Here is an 18788-nt window from a genome sequence, read left to right as displayed (position 1 = left end):
GATGAACCCCTTTCCCGACCCGGCCCCCGAACCCTCCGACGACAGGACGCCCGCGCTCGAAGCCGTCGGCCTCGGTCTGCGCGGACGCGACGGATGGACACTGCGCGACGCGGGCTTCACCGTGCCCCGCGGAAGCGTCGCGGCACTCGTAGGACCCAACGGCGCGGGCAAGACCACGCTGCTCGCCGTGGCGGCCGGGCTGCGGTCGGCCGACGCGGGAACCCTGCGCGTGCTCGGCCACGACCCCGGCAGTCCCGCCGCGCTGCCCCGCGTCGGGACACTGCTCCAGGACCGCCCGCTGGAGAAGGGGTTCACCGTCGCGGAGACACTCCGCGTCGGCCGGGAGCTCAACCCGAACTGGAACGAGGCGGCGGCCCGCGCGCTCGTCGAGGACTGCGACGTACCCCTCAGGGCCCGTGTCGGTCGTCTCTCCGCCGGCCAGCGCACCTGCGTCGCCGTCGCCCTGGTGCTGGGCAAACAGCCGGACCTGCTGCTGCTCGACGAGCCGATGGCCGACCTCGACCCGCTACGCCGCCACGCCCTCACCGGGGCGCTCATGACCCGCGCCGCCGAGCACGGCACCACGATCGTGATGTCCTCCCACGCGCTGTCCGACCTGCACCTCGTCTGCGACTACGTCCTGATGACGGCCCGCGGACGCGTCCTCGTCGCCGACGACGTGGAGTTCGTGGAGGCGGCGCACAGCCTGATCACGTACACCTGCCCCGACTCCGCCGATCCTCCGACGCTCCCGGATGCGGGCACGGTGATCGAGACCCGTCGCAGCGGTCGCGTCCTCACCGCGCTGGTCCGCTTCCCCCTCTCCACCGAGGGAGCCGTGAGCGTTGCCTCGCCCTCCCTGGAGGAAGTGCTCCTCGCCTACCTGCGCAACCCGCGCATCCCACCACTGATAGCCGCTGCCCAACCGGCCGGCGCCCCGGACCCTCACGAACGGCCCGCACGATGATCACGCGCGCACGCATCCGCCGCCCGTCGGCGGGCCTCGTCTGGCTGGCGTGGCGGCAGCACCGAGCCGCCCACTGGACGGCGCTCGCCCTGGCCGCCCTCGCCGGGGCCCTCGCCCTCTGGCTGCACCACCAGATGGTCACCGCCGTAGGGGAGTGGGCGGCGACCTGCCCGCAGGGCCTCGACTACAGCGACTCCGCGACCGTCTGCGGCCGTACACCCGACGCCGTCAAGACCGTCATGGAGACGGCCCACACCCCCTTGCGCTACCTTCCCGTCGCGGTCGGCGCCCTGCTCGGTGCCCCTCTGTTCGCCCAGTCCCTCCAGGACGGCACACACCGGCTCGCCTGGACCCAGTCCGTCGGCCGAGGCCAGTGGGTCACCGCCAAGCTGTGCGTCACCGGTGCCGTCACCGCCCTCGCCGCTCTCCTGATCACAGCGCCGGTCACCTGGTGGTGGTACAGCATCCGGCACGGCCGATCCGCTTCCGGTCCCCTCGGTACCGCTTGGCAGGACAGCACGTCGCAGAGCGACTGGTCCTACCTGCCCTACACCGGACCCGCCGGGATGGCCCACCTGCTCCTCGCCTTGGCCGTCGGTGCCGCCGTCGGCCTGCTGTTGCGCCGTGTGCTCCCCGCGGTGGCGGTCTCGGCCGGGGTCGTCCTCGCTCTGCAGACCGGACTGGAGTCGCTGCGTCCGCACCTGCTCACGTCGGCCCTCGCACGGACGTCCACCAGGGCATTCCCGGAACGGCCCGCCAACTCCTGGTATCTCAGCGACGGTTACACCCACGTGGACGGCACGCTGACCGCGAACTCCCCGTGCCCGATGGGCGTGTGGGAGAAGCTCCTGCGATGCGAGGCCGCGCAGCACATCAATGGCAGGTACAGCCGGTACTTCGTGCCGCACCAGTTCGCCACCCTCCAGTGGCTGGAGTCCGCGATCTGCCTCACCGCGAGCGCGCTCCTCGTCGCCCTCTGTCTCGTGCACGTGCGCCGTATGAGGACCCGCTGACAGCAGGAGGGGCGCGGACCCGGCCCGGATCGTCCACGTACGGGATCATCGAGGTGCGGGGACTGACAACGACCGGTGCCGGGCGCGAAGATGCCTTCATGGTGCTGCGCTATCGGACCAACGGCCCGGAGTTCGACTTTCCTCACTTCACCGGGCTGCCGCCGGTCCGCTACGTGCTCGCGTCGACGCCCCGGTGCGGCAGCAACATGCTCGCCCGCGCCCTGTGGCACACCGGGGTGGCCGGCTTCGCCGAGGACTACTTCGCCGATGCCTTCGCGCTGGACTACTTCGAGCGGTGGGGGTTCGACTCCGACGATCCGCAGGAGCTGGCGGCGGGCTATGTGCGGCGCCTGATGACGTGCAGGACCAGCCCCAACGGCGTCTTCGGGCTGCGGATCCACGCGGGGCACCTCGCCGGCCTGGAGGCCGACCCGTACGACATCCTCCAAGCACCCCGGTACATCTGGATCCAGCGCAGGGACCGGTTACGGCAGGCCGTGTCCTACGCGATGGCCGAGCAGACCGGTGTCTGGATCCTGGACGGGACCTTCCTGCCGGAAGGGCGCACACGCGCAGAACCCCGGTACGGCTACGAGGAGATCCGCCGGCATCTGCGGATGCTCGACCGTGACGCGGCGGTCTGGGAGGACTACTTCGCACGGCACCGGGTCGTCCCGCACACCGTCGTCTACGAGGACCTCGTCGCCGACTACGAGGCAGGACTGCGCGGCTGCCTGGACTTCCTCGGCGTCGGCGCGCCCGCGTCCCTGCCCGCTCCCGGCATCAGACGTCAGGCGGACGAGCTGACGGAACACTGGGTCGAGAGGTACCTACGGGATCGTCGTGCTGAGCGGCCAGCGCCGTAACCGGTACGGCGTCCACCACACGTAACGCCCGGCGCGATGGACCAGGTTCTCGCGCAGATGACGTTCCAGGGCTCGCTCCGTGGACGCCGACAGCACCGCCGGCACGCCGTCCAGCAGCCTCTGGAACGCCGTGCTGCGGGGGGCGTTGACGACCAGGCGCCGGAGGGAACCCCAGCGATGGTCGCGGATCTCCAGGAAACCGGGACCGCGGCGGTAACCGCACTTCGCGATGTGGAACGAACCGCGCCACGCGGTGACCACGCCCGCGTCGCACGCCTCTCCCGCGGAGCCCCGGAGGACGGCCGCCGGAGGGTACAGATGACTCAACGCCTGCCACTGGGCCGGGTCGGCCGTCCGCAGCGTCCAGTCCACCGCGATGCCCTGGCCCGTGAGCTCCCGGACCAGGAGGAGGACCGCGACCGCGGACGCGCCGTCCGGATCCGTGAGATCCACGGGCTCCGGCACCCGCACGAACTGGACGCCCTCGGACGCCAGTTGGGCCACGGCGTGCACCGGGTCGTCGGGCGGCCGGTCGAGGGCGCCGTGGTAGATGCCCGGCAGGCGCATGGCCGCTGCGTCGCGGTCCTTCCACAGCGTCAGTTCCGTGGTCACCGGCTGCCTCCCGCGCCGCCCGTGGCCGCCAGGGCGGGGACCAGCGATGTGCCGTCGCCGTGCAGTCCCGCGCCGTCCAGGCGCAGCAGGTCCTGGTTGGCCACGGCGGGCGCCACGTGCACGTACTGGCCGCCCTCGGCGAAGACGAGGCCGAGCCGGAGCCAGTGACCCAGCAGGTCGCCGACTCTCTCCCGCGTCACCTCTCCGGGCACACCCTCCGCCTCCGCGCACCGGGCAGCGGTCTTGCGCAGCAGGGCCGGCAGGCTGTGCGGTGTGTCGAGCAGCCGGAACACCGTCACCTCGAACGGGTCGGTGAGGTCGAGAAGCCGCCAGGAGAAGTCCGGCCGGGTGTCGACCAGCACGATGTGCGTGCCGAGGTCGCAGTGGGTCAGGCGGCTGCGCGGGTACGCCCGTGTCCAGTCGGCGACGGCCGTGCGCAGCCGGTCGAGACAGGTGCCGGCGATGCCCTGGTTCGGCGAGTCGAAGATGTAGACCAGGTCGGCGAGTTCGTCCTGCGGCAGGCAGTAGATGTGCTGGTAGTGCGAGGCGGGACGCAGGTCGCCGAAGCCGAGTTCCGGCCGGTCGAAGTAGGGGCTGAACCGTTCGACCTTCAGACGGGTGGAGTTGGCCGGCGGCCCGAGATGGTGCAGTGCGGGCAGTTGGTCGACGATCCCGTCGTAGTCCTGCTCGGTCTCCCCGGGGAAGCCGTAGAGGTAGTTCCAGCTGAGGTTGACGCCGACGGACTCCGCGTCCCGCAGCAGCCGTACGTTCTGGCAGCCGGTCACTCCTTTGTCCATCAGCTTCAGCACCCGGGTGCTGAGGCTCTCCACGCCGGGCTGCACATAGCTGACACCGGCCGCGAACAGCGTCGCCAACTGCTCCCGCCGCAGGTTCGACTTGATCTCGTAGCACAGCCGCAGGTCGTACCCGGACTCCTGGAGGAGCGGGGCCATCGAGGTCAGGTAGGCCATGTCGAGGATGTTGTCGGTGACCCACACGTCGAGCACGCGGTGGCGCTCGACCAGGCCGAGGATCTCCTCCACGAACCGGCGCGGGTCCTTGCTGCGGAACTCCATGAACGAGCCGTTGAGTCCGCAGAAGGTGCAGTGGTGCTTCTCGCCCCACCAGCAGCCGCGCGAGGCCTCCACCACCAGCCGTGGCTCCACCCAGCCGCCCGCGGTCGACCGCGCGTGCCGCTCGAAGTAGTCGCCGTAGTCGGGCGTGACCAGTGCACCCGGGGGCAGCGGCGCGGCGTTCATGGGATGGGCCACGGACCGGCCTCGCGCGTCGCGGCGGCACAGGCCGGGGATGGCGGCCAGGTCGTCGGCGTCACCGTCGCGGAGCGCGGCGAGGAGCCGGGGGAACGCGACCTCGCCCTCGCCGCGTACGACGAAGTCGACGTACGGGAAGTTGCGGTGCAGCGCGGCGCCCTGCGGGCCGTCGCAGTTCGCGCCGCCGAAGACGGTGGTGGTGGCGGGCGCCAGTTCCTTGACCACGCGGGCCGCGGCCAGGGCCGCCGCGTTCTGCGCGAACGTGGTGGTGAAGCCGACCACGTCCGGCGCGGTCGCGGCGATCTTGGCGGCGGTCTCCCGCACGAACAGCGGCGCGAGTTCGTGCAGTTCCCGCGCCTTGGCCAGCATGTGCTCCGGCATCTTCTCGCCGAAGTGCTCCGTGAACTCGGCCACCCGCCAGCGGGGTTGGTCGTTGAGCGCGCTGGAGAAGATCCACTCGCTGTGTCCGGAGAAGTACGAGGTGGAGCAGAACTCGTACTCCTCGACGCCGTATTCCGTACGGGCGGACACCCAGTCGGCGAAGTCGAGGTTGGCGTGCACCACTTCGACGTCCGCGGCGCCGTCGGGGAAGACGTCGAGGATGCGGCGTCTGAGGATGCCGAGGGCGAGGGACGGCGCGTCTAGCGACGACCACGGCATGTCCACCAACACGATGTGCACGGCGCATCCTCTCCCCGTCACCACAGTCCGCGGCGGTCCAGCGCCCGCCGCGCGGTCTCGCGCCGGTCCGACGGTTCGGCCGCGAATGCCTCCGCCACCCGCCCGGACACCACGCCGTGAGCCAGTCCGGCGGGCGTGGTGAAGTACGCGTAGTGCGCCTCGTCCGCGGCCTGGGCGTCCGCGGAGGGGGTCCCGCCGGTGGCGGCTCCCCACAGGGCCACGGACGACGCCGCATACGTACGCACGGCCGCGTGGCCGCGCTCGGTGGGGATGATCCCCTCCGACTCGATCACGAACGACAGGGGTTGCTCGCACGTCAGCGCGGTGAACAGGGCGATCATCAGCTCGTGGGTCACGGTGTCGCGCGGCGCGCGTGCCCCGGCGCCCTCCAGCAGGTAGGACGCGAACGCCTCCTCCACCGACAACCCCGGGGCGGTGTAGGGGATCAGCCGGAACCGGGCGAAGTGCGGGGAGCCGAGGAAGCCGGTGAGCAGGTCGGACTCCGTGGCGCCGGTGTCCTGGAGCAGCCGCAGGCTGCGCGGGAACGTGGTCGCGAGGCTGCCGCCACTGCCGGGCCGCCAGACCTGGGAGCGCAACCGCCGCGCGGTGGTGTCCAGTTCGGCCAGGTCGACGGAGGCCAGGCACTCCAGTTCGCCGGGGTCCGCCGCCACGGCCTCGGCGCCCTCGTCGGCGAGCCGGGCCCGCAGGTCGGCGTCCAGCAGCAACCGCATGAGCAGGTCCGTCAGCCGCTCGCCGTCCAGCGACGCGCCCGGCTCCACCGCGGTCACCCGGCCTCCCCGCGCTGCCACACGGCGACCAACTCCCGCAGCCGCGCGTAGTTGTGCCGGGACTTCTCGACCAACTGCCCGTCCTCGCGGTACATCGGGTCCTCGTAGGACACCCCGAGGAGGTTCGGGCAGCGCGGCAGCAGATATTCGGTGAGCTCCAACTGCTCGTCCAGCAGGACGCCGTGGTGCAGGTCGCGGAACTTGCCGCCCACGATCTGGCAGCCGGACAGGTGCAGTTCGCGGCACCGCGTCAGGGGCAGGGCCTCGATCCCGTCGTACATGCTCTTTCCGGTACGTCCTCTCAGCCACTGGTAGCTGAGCAGATGGCCGACGTCGAGCGTCACCCGTACGTCGGCGTCGTCCGCCAGCCGGGCGAAGTACTCGAAGGCGTCCATGTGTCCCAGGACGAAGGAGCCGCCCTCCGTGAAGCCGGGGAACTCGACGTGCAGCGGCGGTTCGAGCAGCCGGGCCGCCTCCGCCGCGTTCCGGGTGGCGATCTCCAGGCCCGGCTCGGTCAGCGGCGGCGGGAGCGGATAGGGCATCGGTATGCCGCGCAGGCTCCAGATGCCCAGGTCCTCGACCACCCAGGAGAAGCCGTAGCGGGCGGCCAGTTCGTTGGTGAACTCGGCGGCCGGACGGCGGTCGTAGCGCTCGGGCGTGCCCATGTTCAGCTCGGTCTGGTGGAAGGCGCGGGCCGATCCGGCGGGCACCGCCTCGAAGAAGCGGTCGTAGGCGCGCACGTAGTCGGACGGCCGTACGCGGGCGCGTGAGCGCGGCTGGAACGCGAGGGCCGAGTACGCGAAGTCGCCGCCGTGGCGGTGCAGGAAGGCGCGGACCCGGTCGGTGAGGTCTCCGCCGCCGTCGTCGCTCTCCACGAATCCGATGCCGCGCCTGCCGAGGCGTCCGCCACCCCACGGCATGTCCATCAGGACCCCCAGGCCCATCCGGTGCGGGGCCTCGGTGGCGGTGGCCGTGCGGGCGCCGCCGGGTGTGGTGCGCGGCGGTTGCGTCATGACGAGCTCCTGGCTGAGGGGGCCGGGCGTGCTGGACGTTCCGGGTCGGCGGTGCCCGCCCCCGCGTCGGCCAGGCGGGCCAGCAGCCGGCGGCCGCGTGCGGTGCGGGCCGTGAGCAGGCCGTCGCGCTGTTCGACGTCGGCGCGGGGGAGTGCGTAGAACCGTTCCCGGACGAGGTCGGCGAGGGTGACGCGGTCGGCGGCGCGGTCGTCGGCGGACGTGGGCATCACGCGTACCCACGCGCGCGGGCGCAGGGCCGCGACGCCGGGTCCGCGAGGGCTGTCCGGGGCGGGGTGCGACGACGTCGAGGCGCGTGTACGGCCGGGTCTGACGCTGTGGAAGATCCGCTTCAGCCGGTCCAGTGCCTCGGTGCGGGTGGGGCCGCCGCGGACGGACAGGGGGTGGCCGACCCGTCCGGCCAGGTAGCTGAGTTCGGGGTTGCCCGCGAGGAGGTCCGCGGTGTCGAGGGCGAGTCCGTACTCCTCCGGGCTGTCCACGAGTCTGCTGCCGGGTTCCGCGACCATCAGCTCCAGCGCGTCGATGCCGATGTGCCGTTCGTTGTCGACGAGGAACCGCAGGGACGCCTCGAACTCGTCCGGAGTCTCGTCCAGGACCTGGCCCATCACGGTGAACCGGACGGTGATGCCCGCCGCGTCGAGGTTGTCGAGGATCCGCTGGTAGTCGGCCGCGCGCACGCCCCGGTCCATGCGGTCCAGCAGGCGCTGCGAGGTGCCTTCGTAGCCGACCGAGATCATCGCGCAGCCGGCCGCGGCGAGTTCGAGGCAGAACTCCCGGTCGGCCAGGGCGGATTCGAGCCGGCTGCGCACACCGAACCGGATCCGGACGCCGCGTTCGCGTACCGTGCGCATCGCTCTGTGGATCAGCCGCAGGTTGGTGTTCTCGTCCGCGACCGACAGGTACCGGGTGCCCGTCGCGCGGACCACCGTCTCCACCGCGTCGGCGATCTGGTTCGCGGTGCCCTGCTGGTAACTCCCTTGCGGGAGAGCCCTGTTGCCGTACGAGCAGAACGCGCAGCGTCCCCAGTAGCAGCCGACGCACGAGACGATCGCCAGCTCCAGGGCGTCGTTGAGGTAGGAGCGGTACGGCAGGCCGGTGAAGTCGGGTGGTCCGAGGTCGCGGAAGCGCAGGGTCACCGGGGGCCCCGTGCGCGAGCCGGCCCCGGAGCGTGCCAGCCAGGTCATGCCGGGCACGGTGGTGAGCGGTACCGTCCCGTCGAGCGCGTCCAGCCAGCGTTCGAGCGGTTCCTCACCGGCGGTCGGGCACAGCGCGTCGACCGATTCCAGGACGCCGGGCAGCCGGGCGAGGGTGTCGTGGCGGAGCATCACCTGCTGACCGCCCAGACAGATCCTGGTGTCGGGCGCCAGCCGCCGCACCCAGGCGGCGATCAGCAGTGCGGGCGCGAGCTGGCTGAAGAACGCCACCGACAGGCCGACCACCCGGGGGCGATGGCCGCGGAGCAGAGCGGTCAGCAGGCGGTGCAGCGATGCCAGCGGTACGTCGGACGCGGCGGGCGGCCGGGCTGCCACCCGGCGTGCGGCGTCGTCGAGCTGGCCGAGGTTCTCCCACGTCCGTACCAAGAAGGTGTCGCGGACCAGGAGTTCGAGAGCCAGGCCGGCGAGCCGGACCGCACGGTCGGCGCCCAGCTCGCCGACCGGCTCCTTGCGCAGGACGTGGGCCCGCAGGTCCCCGATGTGCGCGGCGAACACGTCGGCCACCGCCCGGCGGTACCAGTCGCTCACGGCCGTACCGTCGTCGCCCGTGTCCTGGGCACGGACCGCGTCGTCCAACAGGGCGGGACGGCGCAGCAGTTCATGGAGCACGGCGATGTTCAGGTCGGCCTGGTGCACCCGCCGACCCCGGCGGCGCAGATGGCCGGTCAGGTACGGCAGGCTCAGATACGGGAAGAACCTGGCCTCGGTCTGCGGCGGGAAGAGCAACAGGACGTCGGTGCGGGTGCGGTCCGCCGACTTGCTGGACGGCACGACCCACCTCCTCGTCCCACCGGGCCCGTCCGTCGGAGAGTTGCCTTGGCTCCCGCGCGTCCTACTCGGGGATGTCCTCGGTGCTCTCCGCCGCGATGTAGGTGTACGTGTGGTACGCCGCGCCGAGCTTCAGCTCGCTGGAGTCGATCACCTGGAGTTCTTCGAGATCCCCGAACTCCTCGTCGACCAGCTTCTCAGGAGATGCAGCAGTCATGGGTTTCTCCCCTTCGTGAAGGTGATGGGAACGTGCTGCTTGCCGTGTGGGCGCTCACGTTAGTCACGCGGGGCGCTCATCAACAGCCCATACGTCGTCGTTCGCGCAGGACGACATCCAGCCAGGTCAGCGCCTCATGAACACGCTCCGGCGACCGGGTGGCGCAGCAGCCGCCCTCATGACCATGGCGCGTAATCGCCCTCTCCACCGGGCGGTTCGGAAAGATGACGGACAACACCGCCGTGCTGCTGGAGGGTTGTTTGTACCGCCATGTCGACGCGGCCGTGGTCCGGGCGGCTGTCCGGCATCCCGACCACCGGACGGTCAGGCCGGACCTGACCGGCCCGTCCGCGCACCCGGAACCCTGGCGGACCTGGCTTCAACAGGTCTGGCGGACGGCCGAGTTCGCCACCGCCGTCGCGTTCTCCAGCCCGGACCTGGCGAGCCGGGTCCAGCAGATATGCGCCGGGGAGCCGGTGCCGGAACCCGCCGTGCGGCGCGCGGTGCTCTCGGTACTGCGCTATCTGCTGCGTGCCCGCTCACGTGCCACTCCGTTCGGCCTGTTCGCCGGTGTCCAGGCCGCCCGCATCGGGCCAACTCTCCTGCTGCGAACGAGAGTCGCGCACCGGACGGTCACCAGACCGGACGCGCTGTGGACCACGGCCCTGGTCGACCGGCTGGAGGAACACCGCGCGCTCCGGCCCCATTTGACGCTGCTCGCCTCCGGCCTCGCGTTCGAGCGCGACGGACGCCTGATGATCGAGTACCGCTCCAGCGGCACGGCCGACGGTGTCCCCGCACACGTGGGGATCCGCGCGACCGGGCCGGTCCGCCGTGCCATGGACGGCGCGCGGACACCGGTTCCGTGGGCGGTTCTCGCCGAGCGACTCTCCGCCGACTTCCCCGCCGCCTCGGCCAGCGGAATCGAGAGCCTGCTCGCGAACCTCGTACGACAGCGATTCCTGGTCACCGCTCTGCGTCCCGCGGTCATGGCCTCCGACCCGATCGCCACCCTGCTCGCCCAGGTACGGCACCTGCCCGCGGCCGACGCCAACGGACTGCGCGAGGTCGCGACGGCCCTGAGACGGCACGACGACGCCATCTCCACCCCGGAGGGAGCACGCGCCGAACGCGCGCAGGCCTTGGCCGCGATGGCACGACTGTGTCCCGCCGCGAAACCCGCGCTCGCCCTCGACCTGCGCCTGGACTGGGACCTCGTGATCCCGGACGCGGTGGCCGAGGAGGCCGCGTCGGCCGCCGCCGTGCTCACCCGCCTGGCACCACGGACCGCGCTGAGCCCCGCGTGGGTCGCCTGGCACGGCCGCTTCCTCGACCGCTACGGCCCGGGAGCGGTGGTACCCGTCCTCGACGCCGTCGAGTACCTCGGCTACCCCTCCGGCTACCTCGGAGCGGCGGCCGAGCCGGCGGAGCCGACACTGACCACCCGCGACAGCCGGCTGCTGAAGCTCGCGTACACCGCGGCGACCAGCCACCGCCACCAGGTCCTCCTGGACGACACCGCGATCGACGAACTGGAGTCGGTGAATCCGGGCAGGCCCGTTCAACCCAGCACCGAGGTGACCGTACGGATCAACGCCGAAAGCCAAGCCGCCCTGCGGAAAGGGGAGTTCACCCTGCATGTCATGGGAGTGGCCCGTGCCGCCGGAACGTCCACCGGGCGCTTCCTCCACCTCTTCGACGCCGTCGACCGCCGCAGGATGACCGACGTCTACGCCGGCCTGCCCGGCGTACAGCAGGACGCGCTGCTCGCGCAGATCGGCACCACTCCGTTGTCCGTCCGCTCGGCGAACGTCGCGCACACCCCTCGGATCGCGCGGTGGACGATCCCGCTGGGCGACCACCACGGCCCGGACGCCGGCCAGTTGCCCGTGACGGACCTGGCGGTGACGGCCGACGCCGAGCACCTGCACCTGGTCTCGGTCTCCCGCCGCCGCCCGGTGCACACCATGCTGCCGAACGCGGTGGACCTGACCCGGCACACCCATCCGCTCGCGCGGTTCCTGGTCGAGGCACCCGTGGCACTGGCCGTCCCCTGCACCGGGTTCTCGTGGGGACCGGCGGTGTCCGGCCTGCCGTTCCTCCCCGCACTCCGCCACGGGCGCACCGTCCTGTCCCCGGCCCGCTGGACACTCGGCCTCTACGATCTCCCCGGCGCGCGGACGCCATGGCCGCGGTGGGACGACGCCCTGGCCGCATGGCGGCACGCGGCCCACCTGCCCGAGCACGTGTACCTGGGTGACGGGGACCGGCGCCTGGACCTGGACCTGGCGCAACCCTCGCACCGGGTCCTGCTCCGTACCCACCTGGAGCGCCACGGCAAGGCGCTGTTCCGTGCCGCACCGAGTCCCGGGGACCTGGGCTGGACCGGCGGTCGCGCCCACGAGATCGTCATCCCTCTGGTCGCCGTGGACCGGACCCGCCCGCCGGTCCGTGGCACGGGCCACGTCGTCGGCCGGGAGCACGGCCGTCTCCCCGGCTGCGGCACCCCGCTCTCCGTCCGGTTGCACGGACACCGTGACCGGCAGGACGCGGTACTGACCGGTCATCTTCCGTCCCTGTTAGGGGAGTTGGGAGAGCCCCGCTGGTGGTTCGGCCGCCACCACGACCCCGAGGACCACCTCCGTCTCCGGCTGAACTGCCCGCCCGGTTCGCTCGGCACGGCCGTCGGGCAGGTCGGCGAGTGGACCCGGAGACTCCGGCACGCGGGCCTGATCAGCCACGCGAGCCTGGAGACCTACCATCCGCAGACCGCACGCCACGGCGGCCCGGCGGTGACGGAAGCGGCCGAGGAGTACTTCGCCGCGGACTCGGCCGCCGCCCTCGCCCAGCTGACCGCACAGACCGGCCAAGGCGCCCCCGACGCCCGCGCGGTGACCGCCGCGAGCATGGTGGACATCGCCGTCGGCCTGCTGGGGGACGAAGCGGAGGCGATGCGCTGGCTGATCGGGCACACCCGCACCGACAGAAGGCCTCCACCCCGAAGCGTCTACGACCAGACCATCGCCCTGACGACCTCCCTCACGCCCCGGGACCCCCATACTCCGGTGCCGGACGCACGCGTCGCGGCGAGCTGGACCGCGCGGCGCGCCGCGCTCGCCGTCTACCGCAGGGCACTTGAGGGCGCGGAGACGCGGCCCCCGCAGGACCTGCTGCCGGACCTGCTGCATCTCCACCACGTCCGCATGTGCGGGCCCGGGCTTCCCGAGGAGCGCGTACACCTGCACCTGGCCAGGGCGGCGGCACTGAGCTGGACGTCACGGACGAAGTGACGCGTCCGGTACGCCCGGGCAGCCACCCCTCAGGCCATGGTCTCCTCGAAGGCCGGCACGTCGTGGCCGGTGTCCCGGAGCAGGGTCCATGCGTCCAGAGAACGCGCCACCCGGGCGGCAGCGCACCACCCGCCCTGGACGAGCACCCGGGGTGGGGTCAGATCAGGCCGAGTTCACGTGCGATGGTGACGGCATCATGCCGGGAGGCGACACCCAGCTTGCGGTAGAGGCTCTTGTTGTACGCCTTGATCGTGTTGATGGACAGGAACAGCGCCGCCCCGATCTCCCGCTGGGTCGACGGTCCTTGCAACGCCCGCAGGATCGACAGCTCACGGTCGGTCAGTTCCTCCGTGAGGACACCGGAGCGTACGGCGGTGCGCGTACCGGCCCGGCCCAACCGCGTCTCGCTCTGTTCGAGCCGCTGCCTCGCGTAGGTGCTCACCGGCTCCTCGTCCACCACCTCGCGGGCTCGCGCGAGCGCGGCGCGGGCGGCGGGCCGGTCCCCGCGCGCGAGTTCGGCGTCGGCGAGGTACACCAGACCGAGGAACAGCACCGTCGGTCGCGGGTGCAGTTCCGCGAGGGGGACGACGCGCCGCAGCAGGACGGCAGCCTCTTCCATGTGCCCGTTCTGGTAGCGGTGCCTGGCCTGGGCGATGCGCAGCGAGGCCACCCCCGGCATGCTCGCCTCCCGTCCGATGCGCTCGACGGCATCGGCGAGCGGGCCGGCCTCGCGCACGACCCGATCGCACTCGTCGCCGCGGCCGGACTCGACCAGGCTGATCATCAGCGTGCCGGCGGCCTGGAGAACGAGCGACGGCGGCCACGCCCTGCGGTCGCTCGGTGACGACCACAGCTCGAGGAGCAGGTCCGCGGCTTCGTCGAAGCGGCCGTCACGGCCCAGCACGGCCCCGAGCGCCGCCCGCACGGTCGGATCGCCGGCGCCACCCTCCTCGGTTTCCTCGCGCAGCGCCTGCCGCACCATGACGACGGATCGGGCGGCCTCGGAGTCCGGCATGCCGTAGCCCGCGCGTACGCACAGCACGGCACTGCGGAAGGTGTGCCAGCCGGGAACCACGGCGGAGGAGGTGCCACGCGCCTCGCAGACGTCCAGCCAGCGGTTCACACCCGCCCGGTCGCCGCAGAGCGCCGCCGCGTAGGCCAGCGCGAACGCCAGCTCAGGGCCCACCGCCCGGTCGGTCAGCTCCTGCCCGAACTCCAGGAACGTCGCGGCCTCCCCACGGGGAAAGAACCACGTCTCCGCGTTGCGCCGCATCAGCTCGGCGGCGTCGTCGTCGCGGCGGGCCCGCAGCAGATGACGTACCGCGTCATCGATCCGGCCTTCCGCCGCGAACCAGTCCGCGGCATGGCTGAGCACATCCCGCGGGTCCGCGGTGGCCTCGCGGGCAAGGACGTCGCGGAGCAGGTGATGGCACCGGTACCACTGCTGCCGGTCGTCCAGCGCGGCCACGAAGAGGTCCTCTTTGACCAGGTCGGCCAGTACTCCGGCGGAACCCGTCGTCTGCAGCGCGGCGTCGCACAGCTCGCCGGAGAGCCGTTCAAGGGGCGCGGCCCTGACGAGCAGTTCCCGCTGCCCGGGCGCGAGGCCGGGCAGCACCTCGGCCGCGAAGTAGTCCAGCAGATGCCGGTCGTCGGCGCGTGCCTTCGTGGGGTCCGCGCGCAGTGCGAGGGCGGCCAGTTGCAGACCCGCCGCCCACCCTTCCGTCCGTTCCCACACGGCTGCCGCGGTCGCGCTGTCGAGGGCGTGACCTGACACGGCCGACACGAGGGCCGCGGCCTCGTCGGGCGAGAACCGCAGCTGTGCCGCCCGCAGCTCGGTCAGGTCGCCGCGGGCGCGCAGCCGCGCGATCGGCAGCGGCGGGTCCGTGCGTGCGGCGATCACGATTCTCAACGAGGCGGGCAGGTACGTCACGAGGTACTCGACCGCCTCGTGGATCCGGGGATCGCCGAGCAGGTGGTAGTCGTCGAGCACCAGCACGTGCGGCAGCTCCGACGCGGCCAGCTCGTTCAGCAGCATCGGCAGCGCCAGGTCGACCGGAGGGACACCGGCCGCGTCCAGCGCCTCCAGCGGACCCGTGCTGATCGTGCCGCCGGCGTTGTGCAGCGCCGTGAGGACGTAACTCCAGAACCGGACGGGTTCGTCGTCGCTCTCGTCGAGCGAGACCCACGCGATCCGGCGCTTCTCCTCGGGGTCCGACGCCCAGCCGCTGAGCAGACTCGTCTTGCCCCAGCCGGCGGGCGCCACCACGACGGTCAGGCGGGTGCCGGCCACACGCAACTGCTGCCGCAGGCGTTCCCGGGGGACCGCGCCGGGCCGGGCCGGCGGGATCACCTGTTTCACGGTGAGCAGTGGCCGCGTAGGCCTGTCCGATGTCACAACGCTCCCGACCTGCGGCCCCGCACCGCGACCCGGCGCCGATTCTGCCAGTCCCGGCACCCCGGGTACACCGTGGAGCGGGGAGGTGCGCGAGCACCCTGTCCAGCGCAATTCTCCTGCCAGGACCCGGGGCCTCGCGACAGGAGAAACGCAATGGCCACGAAACCCGCCTTGGCCGAACACCCGGAGACATCCCTGACCCGCGGACTGCGCGCCGCCACCCGTGGCGCCCTGAGCGCCGAGCGCGGACCCGGCCTCAGCCCGCGCCGCAGCCCCGACGCCGTCACCGGCTGATCCCCGCGCGGGCGGGACCCAAGGCCCGTCCGTTCCCTGTTCCGTTCAAAGGAGATTCCCTCATGTCCAGCTCTCCCGTCCCGGACCGGGCCGCCGTCCCGGTGCGTGCCTTGCGCCCCGGCGCGGTTCTGGCCGTGACCTGCCTGGCGCTGGCGACCGTCGTGTCGGCGATGGCCTCGCTGAACGTGGCGCTGCCCGACATCGCCCGTGAGACGCACGCCAACCAGACCCAGCTGTCGTGGATCATCGATGCCTACAGCCTGATCTTCGCCTCCTTCCTGCTGCTCGCGGCCACCCTCGGCGACCGCTTCGGCCGTCGCCGGGCACTGCTGGTCGGGCTCGGACGGTTCGCGGGAGTCTCGCTGGGTGCCACCTTCGCCACCGACCCGGGCGTCCTGATCACCCTCCGCGCCGTCCTGGGCGTGGCCGCCGCGTTCGTCATGCCGGCCACGCTGTCGACGATCACCAGCACGGTTCCCAAGGCTCAGCAGGCGCGTGCCGTCAGCATCTGGGCGGCGGTCGCCGGTGCCAGCGCGGTACTCGGACTCCTCGCCTCCGGCGCTGTGCTCGAGGTGTGGTCGTGGCGGTCGGTGTTCTGGCTGAACGTGATCCTGGCGGGAGCCGCCTTCATCGGCACCCACCTCTTCGTGCCCGAGTCCGCACAGCCCGGAAAGCAGCGCCTCGACCTGGTCGGGGCCGCGCTCACCGTGGCGGGGCTGGGCGCGCTGGTCTACTCGGTCATCCAGGCGCCCGAACAGGGCTGGGGCAGCGCCCGCACCCTGGCGGGCATCGGCGTCGGGCTCGCCGTGCTGGCCGTCTTCGTCGCCTGGGAACTGCGGCACCCGCACCCCCTGCTCGATCCGCGGCTGTTCCGCCACATGCCGTTCGCGGCCGGATCGCTGTCGATCACGCTGCAGTTCTTCGCGTTCTTCGGATTCATCTTCGTCGCCATGCAGTACCTCCAGCTGGTGCGCGGCGACAGTGCCCTGATCGCCGCCGTGAGCGTGCTGCCGATGTCCGCGGCGATGATTCCCAGTGCCCGTCTGAGCCCGCGTCTGGTCGCCCGGCGCGGTGCCCGCGGACCCTGGACCGTGGGCCTGCTCCTGGTCGCCACCGGCCTGCTCGTGCTCGCCCGGCTCGACGCCGGCAGCTCGTACTGGCTGGTCGTGGGCGGGCTCGTGCCGCTCGGCGCGGGCATGGGACTGGCCATGACCCCGGCCACCGCGGCCATCACCGACGCACTGCCCGCCCGTCTGCAGAACGTGGGCTCCGCGGTGAACGACCTCTCCCGCGAACTCGGCGGCGCCCTGGGCATCGCCGTCCTCGGCAGCGTGCTGAACGCCGGCTACCGCGACGACCTCGACCTCGACGGACTTCCCGCCCCGGTCGCGGAGGCGGCCCGCTCCTCCCTCGCCGCGGCCGACCACGTGGGCGACGCCACGGGCAACACCTCGCTGATCGAGCAGGCCCGCGACGCCTTCGCCTCCGGAATGCACCTCGCCCTCGTGAGCGGTGCGGGAGCCGCGGTCCTGGCCGCCGTGGCCGTCACCCTGCTGCTTCGCCGGGCAGGCAGGACCGGGACCGTCGGCGTGGAGACACCGGACAGGGACACGGACCACCGCCTCCAGAAGTCGGTGAGCTGACCGGCGGCCGCCCTGACCGCCGTGAGGCGCTCTCGCCCATGACGTGCCGATCGACGTGATGTGACGTGGCGTGTCAGTGCTCGTCCGCCCAGGCTTCGGTGATGTGCGCTGCCACGTCCTGCAGAAGGTGCAGGAAGACGTCCACCAGGGGCGTGAGGGAGGTATCGGTGGCGGTGACCGCGTGGATGCGGCGGTGCAGGTGCGGGTGGGCCAGTTCGCGGTGGGTGGTGCCGGGCACATCGGTCAGGGCCAGGCGGGAGACGAGAGCGACACCGACACCCGTGCCGACGAGCGCCTCCGCGACGGCGTACGAGGCGGACTGGAACCTGATCCGAGGAGTGAAACCCGTCTGGGCGGCGGCCCGGTCGAACTGCTCGCGCGCCGGGTGACCGGCCACGATGGCGACCCATGAGTCGTCGCGAAGCTCCTCCAGACGGATCGCCGTGCCGACGGGACGGCGGGCGGCCAGCGGATGGTCATCGGGGAGCACGACGACCATGGGATCGACGAGCAGGGTGTGGACGCCGACTCGCGGGGGAGGGGCGGGGAACGTGTCCCAGGACGCGATCACCGCGAGGTCGAGCCGGCCCGCGGAGACTTCCTCCACGCCGTGTTCCGACGACAGATCCTCTACGAACACGTCGGCGTCCGGATGCCGGTGCCGCAGCGCGGTCAGCGCGGGCGGGAGCAGGTGCAGTGACGGAGCCTGGAAGGCACCGACCCGCAGACGCAGTGACAACTGGCCCAACAGCACCGCCAACTCGGCCGTGGCAGCGTCCAGTTGGTCGGCGATGACGCGGCCGTGCCGGGCGAGCAGGGTGCCGGCGGCGGTGAGCGTGGCGCCGCGCGGCCCGCGCAGGACCAGCGGCGCCTGCCAGTCCCGTTCCGCTCTGGCGACCTGCTGGGTCACGGCCGCCGGGGTGAGTCCGAGGGCCTGGGCGGCTGCCGCGAGGGAGCCGTGGCGTTCGATCAGGGCGAGCAGCCGGAGCTGTCCGGGATCGTGCATTCAACAATGTTAATGCTGAGTGGAGAACCTTCGGCTTCTCTGAAGGCCGTGATCGCGGCAGCCTGTCCGGGCAGGCAGACAGTCCCCGTGGAAAGGCCGATCGACGTGCCCACCCATCTTCCTCTCTTCGTGATCACGACCTGGTTGCTGGCGATGCTTCCCGGGGCGGGGCAGGCGTTCATGATTCGGCAGACCCTGGAGGGCGGTTCGCGCCTTGCGCGGGCGGCCATCGCCGGCAATGCCACCGGGCTGGTGGTCTGGTCCACCGCGGCGGCTGCCGGACTGTCCGCGGTCCTGCTGGCCGACCCCGCCGCCTACACGGTCGTACGGGTGGCGGGCGGTCTCGTGCTGGTCGTCCTCGGCATCAGTACGCTCCGGTCGGCCCGCGGTGCGAACGACGCCTCCGGTGAGTGCCGCGAACGAGGCCGCACGGGGTGGTGGGGCGCGTACGCGGCGGGGCTCGGTACGAGTCTGGGGAACCCCAAAGCGGGTGTCTTCGCGGTTTCGGTGCTGCCCCAGTTCGTCACGGCCGACGGGCCCGTCATGGTGACCAGCGTCCTTCTCGGGGTCGTCTGGGCGCTGGTCAACGCCTGCTGGTATCTGCTGTTCACCTGGGCGGTCGGGAGGGGCCGGGCCTTCGTGTCCGGGCCGCTGGTGCGGCGATGGCTGAACATCGTCACCGGTGTGGTGCTGCTGGCGCTCGGGGCCGCGGTGGCAGGCGGTGTCTGACGG

General features: G+C 72.1%; 15 protein-coding genes. 7 read left to right on the top strand and 8 right to left on the bottom strand.

What is annotated here, in order from left to right:
• The first annotated feature begins 1 nt into the window (after position 1).
• The 3 genes from ACIPTO_RS16620 to ACIPTO_RS16610 all read left to right on the top strand — a co-directional run bounded on the left by ACIPTO_RS16620 (position 2) and on the right by ACIPTO_RS16610 (position 2846).
• The gene (locus tag ACIPTO_RS16620; protein WP_401192519.1) at positions 2-967 is read left to right on the top strand and encodes an ATP-binding cassette domain-containing protein; all 966 of its coding nucleotides are present in this window, start codon (positions 2-4) and stop codon (positions 965-967) included.
• The gene (locus ACIPTO_RS16615; RefSeq protein WP_401192516.1) at positions 964-1980 is read left to right on the top strand and encodes a cell wall protein; all 1017 of its coding nucleotides are present in this window, start codon (positions 964-966) and stop codon (positions 1978-1980) included. The genes ACIPTO_RS16620 and ACIPTO_RS16615 overlap by 4 nt, the downstream gene beginning before the upstream one ends.
• Before the next feature lie 98 nt (positions 1981-2078).
• A complete protein-coding gene (locus tag ACIPTO_RS16610; protein WP_366318157.1) occupies positions 2079-2846 on the top strand; it encodes a Stf0 family sulfotransferase in 768 nt (255 codons plus the stop codon).
• On the opposite strand, the gene ACIPTO_RS16605 is transcribed toward ACIPTO_RS16610, so the two are convergent.
• The 6 genes from ACIPTO_RS16605 to ACIPTO_RS16580 form a co-directional block, all read right to left on the bottom strand.
• Complete coding sequence (locus ACIPTO_RS16605) at positions 2811-3458, bottom strand: DUF5825 family protein (protein ID WP_401192514.1); 648 nt, start codon at positions 3456-3458, stop codon at positions 2811-2813. The genes ACIPTO_RS16610 and ACIPTO_RS16605 overlap by 36 nt on opposite strands.
• A complete protein-coding gene (locus ACIPTO_RS16600; RefSeq protein WP_401192512.1) occupies positions 3455-5410 on the bottom strand; it encodes a RiPP maturation radical SAM C-methyltransferase in 1956 nt (651 codons plus the stop codon). The genes ACIPTO_RS16605 and ACIPTO_RS16600 overlap by 4 nt, the downstream gene beginning before the upstream one ends.
• A gap of 17 nt (positions 5411-5427) precedes the next feature.
• A complete protein-coding gene (locus tag ACIPTO_RS16595) occupies positions 5428-6198 on the bottom strand; it encodes a hypothetical protein (RefSeq protein ID WP_401192510.1) in 771 nt (256 codons plus the stop codon).
• Positions 6195-7211 carry a DUF692 family multinuclear iron-containing protein gene (locus ACIPTO_RS16590; RefSeq protein WP_366318165.1) on the bottom strand — a complete coding sequence of 339 codons (1017 nt, stop codon included), beginning with the start codon at positions 7209-7211 and terminating at the stop codon, positions 6195-6197. The genes ACIPTO_RS16595 and ACIPTO_RS16590 overlap by 4 nt, the downstream gene beginning before the upstream one ends.
• Positions 7208-9214 (bottom strand): B12-binding domain-containing radical SAM protein, encoded by a 2007-nt coding sequence (locus tag ACIPTO_RS16585; protein WP_401192507.1) that lies wholly within the window; start codon positions 9212-9214, stop codon positions 7208-7210. Before ACIPTO_RS16585 ends, ACIPTO_RS16590 begins: the two co-directional genes overlap by 4 nt.
• A 61-nt stretch (positions 9215-9275) precedes the next feature.
• Entirely contained in the window at positions 9276-9428 is a 153-nt protein-coding gene (locus ACIPTO_RS16580) for a hypothetical protein (protein WP_366318169.1), read from the bottom strand.
• Positions 9429-9652: 224 nt separating this feature from the next.
• Between ACIPTO_RS16580 and ACIPTO_RS16575 the strand changes: the two genes are divergently transcribed.
• On the top strand, positions 9653-12718 hold the full coding sequence (locus ACIPTO_RS16575; protein ID WP_401192504.1) for a lantibiotic dehydratase: 3066 nt from the start codon (positions 9653-9655) through the stop codon (positions 12716-12718).
• A 157-nt stretch (positions 12719-12875) separates the two neighbouring features.
• Here the strand turns inward: ACIPTO_RS16575 and ACIPTO_RS16570 are convergent, their stop codons facing one another.
• Positions 12876-15077 (bottom strand): LuxR C-terminal-related transcriptional regulator, encoded by a 2202-nt coding sequence (locus ACIPTO_RS16570; RefSeq protein ID WP_401192502.1) that lies wholly within the window; start codon positions 15075-15077, stop codon positions 12876-12878.
• A gap of 189 nt (positions 15078-15266) precedes the next feature.
• Here ACIPTO_RS16570 and ACIPTO_RS16565 point away from each other — a divergent pair, with 189 nt between their 5' ends.
• Positions 15267-15407 carry a hypothetical protein gene (locus ACIPTO_RS16565; RefSeq protein ID WP_366318175.1) on the top strand — a complete coding sequence of 47 codons (141 nt, stop codon included), beginning with the start codon at positions 15267-15269 and terminating at the stop codon, positions 15405-15407.
• Between the two features lie 62 nt (positions 15408-15469).
• Positions 15470-17050 carry an MFS transporter gene (locus ACIPTO_RS16560; protein ID WP_401192499.1) on the top strand — a complete coding sequence of 527 codons (1581 nt, stop codon included), beginning with the start codon at positions 15470-15472 and terminating at the stop codon, positions 17048-17050.
• Positions 17051-17123: 73 nt separating this feature from the next.
• Here ACIPTO_RS16560 and ACIPTO_RS16555 read toward each other — a convergent pair whose 3' ends face one another.
• On the bottom strand, positions 17124-18056 hold the full coding sequence (locus ACIPTO_RS16555; protein ID WP_401192497.1) for a LysR family transcriptional regulator: 933 nt from the start codon (positions 18054-18056) through the stop codon (positions 17124-17126).
• A gap of 87 nt (positions 18057-18143) precedes the next feature.
• Between ACIPTO_RS16555 and ACIPTO_RS16550 the strand changes: the two genes are divergently transcribed.
• Positions 18144-18785, top strand: a complete 642-nt coding sequence (locus ACIPTO_RS16550; RefSeq protein ID WP_401192494.1) for a LysE family translocator — start codon at positions 18144-18146, stop codon at positions 18783-18785.
• Positions 18786-18788 lie beyond the last annotated feature (3 nt).

The sequence above is a fragment of the Streptomyces sp. NPDC090083 genome, from assembly GCF_044747445.1.
GTDB lineage: Bacteria > Actinomycetota > Actinomycetes > Streptomycetales > Streptomycetaceae > Streptomyces.
Note: the sequence above shows the minus strand (reverse complement) of the source record. Positions and strands in the feature narration are given on the sequence as shown.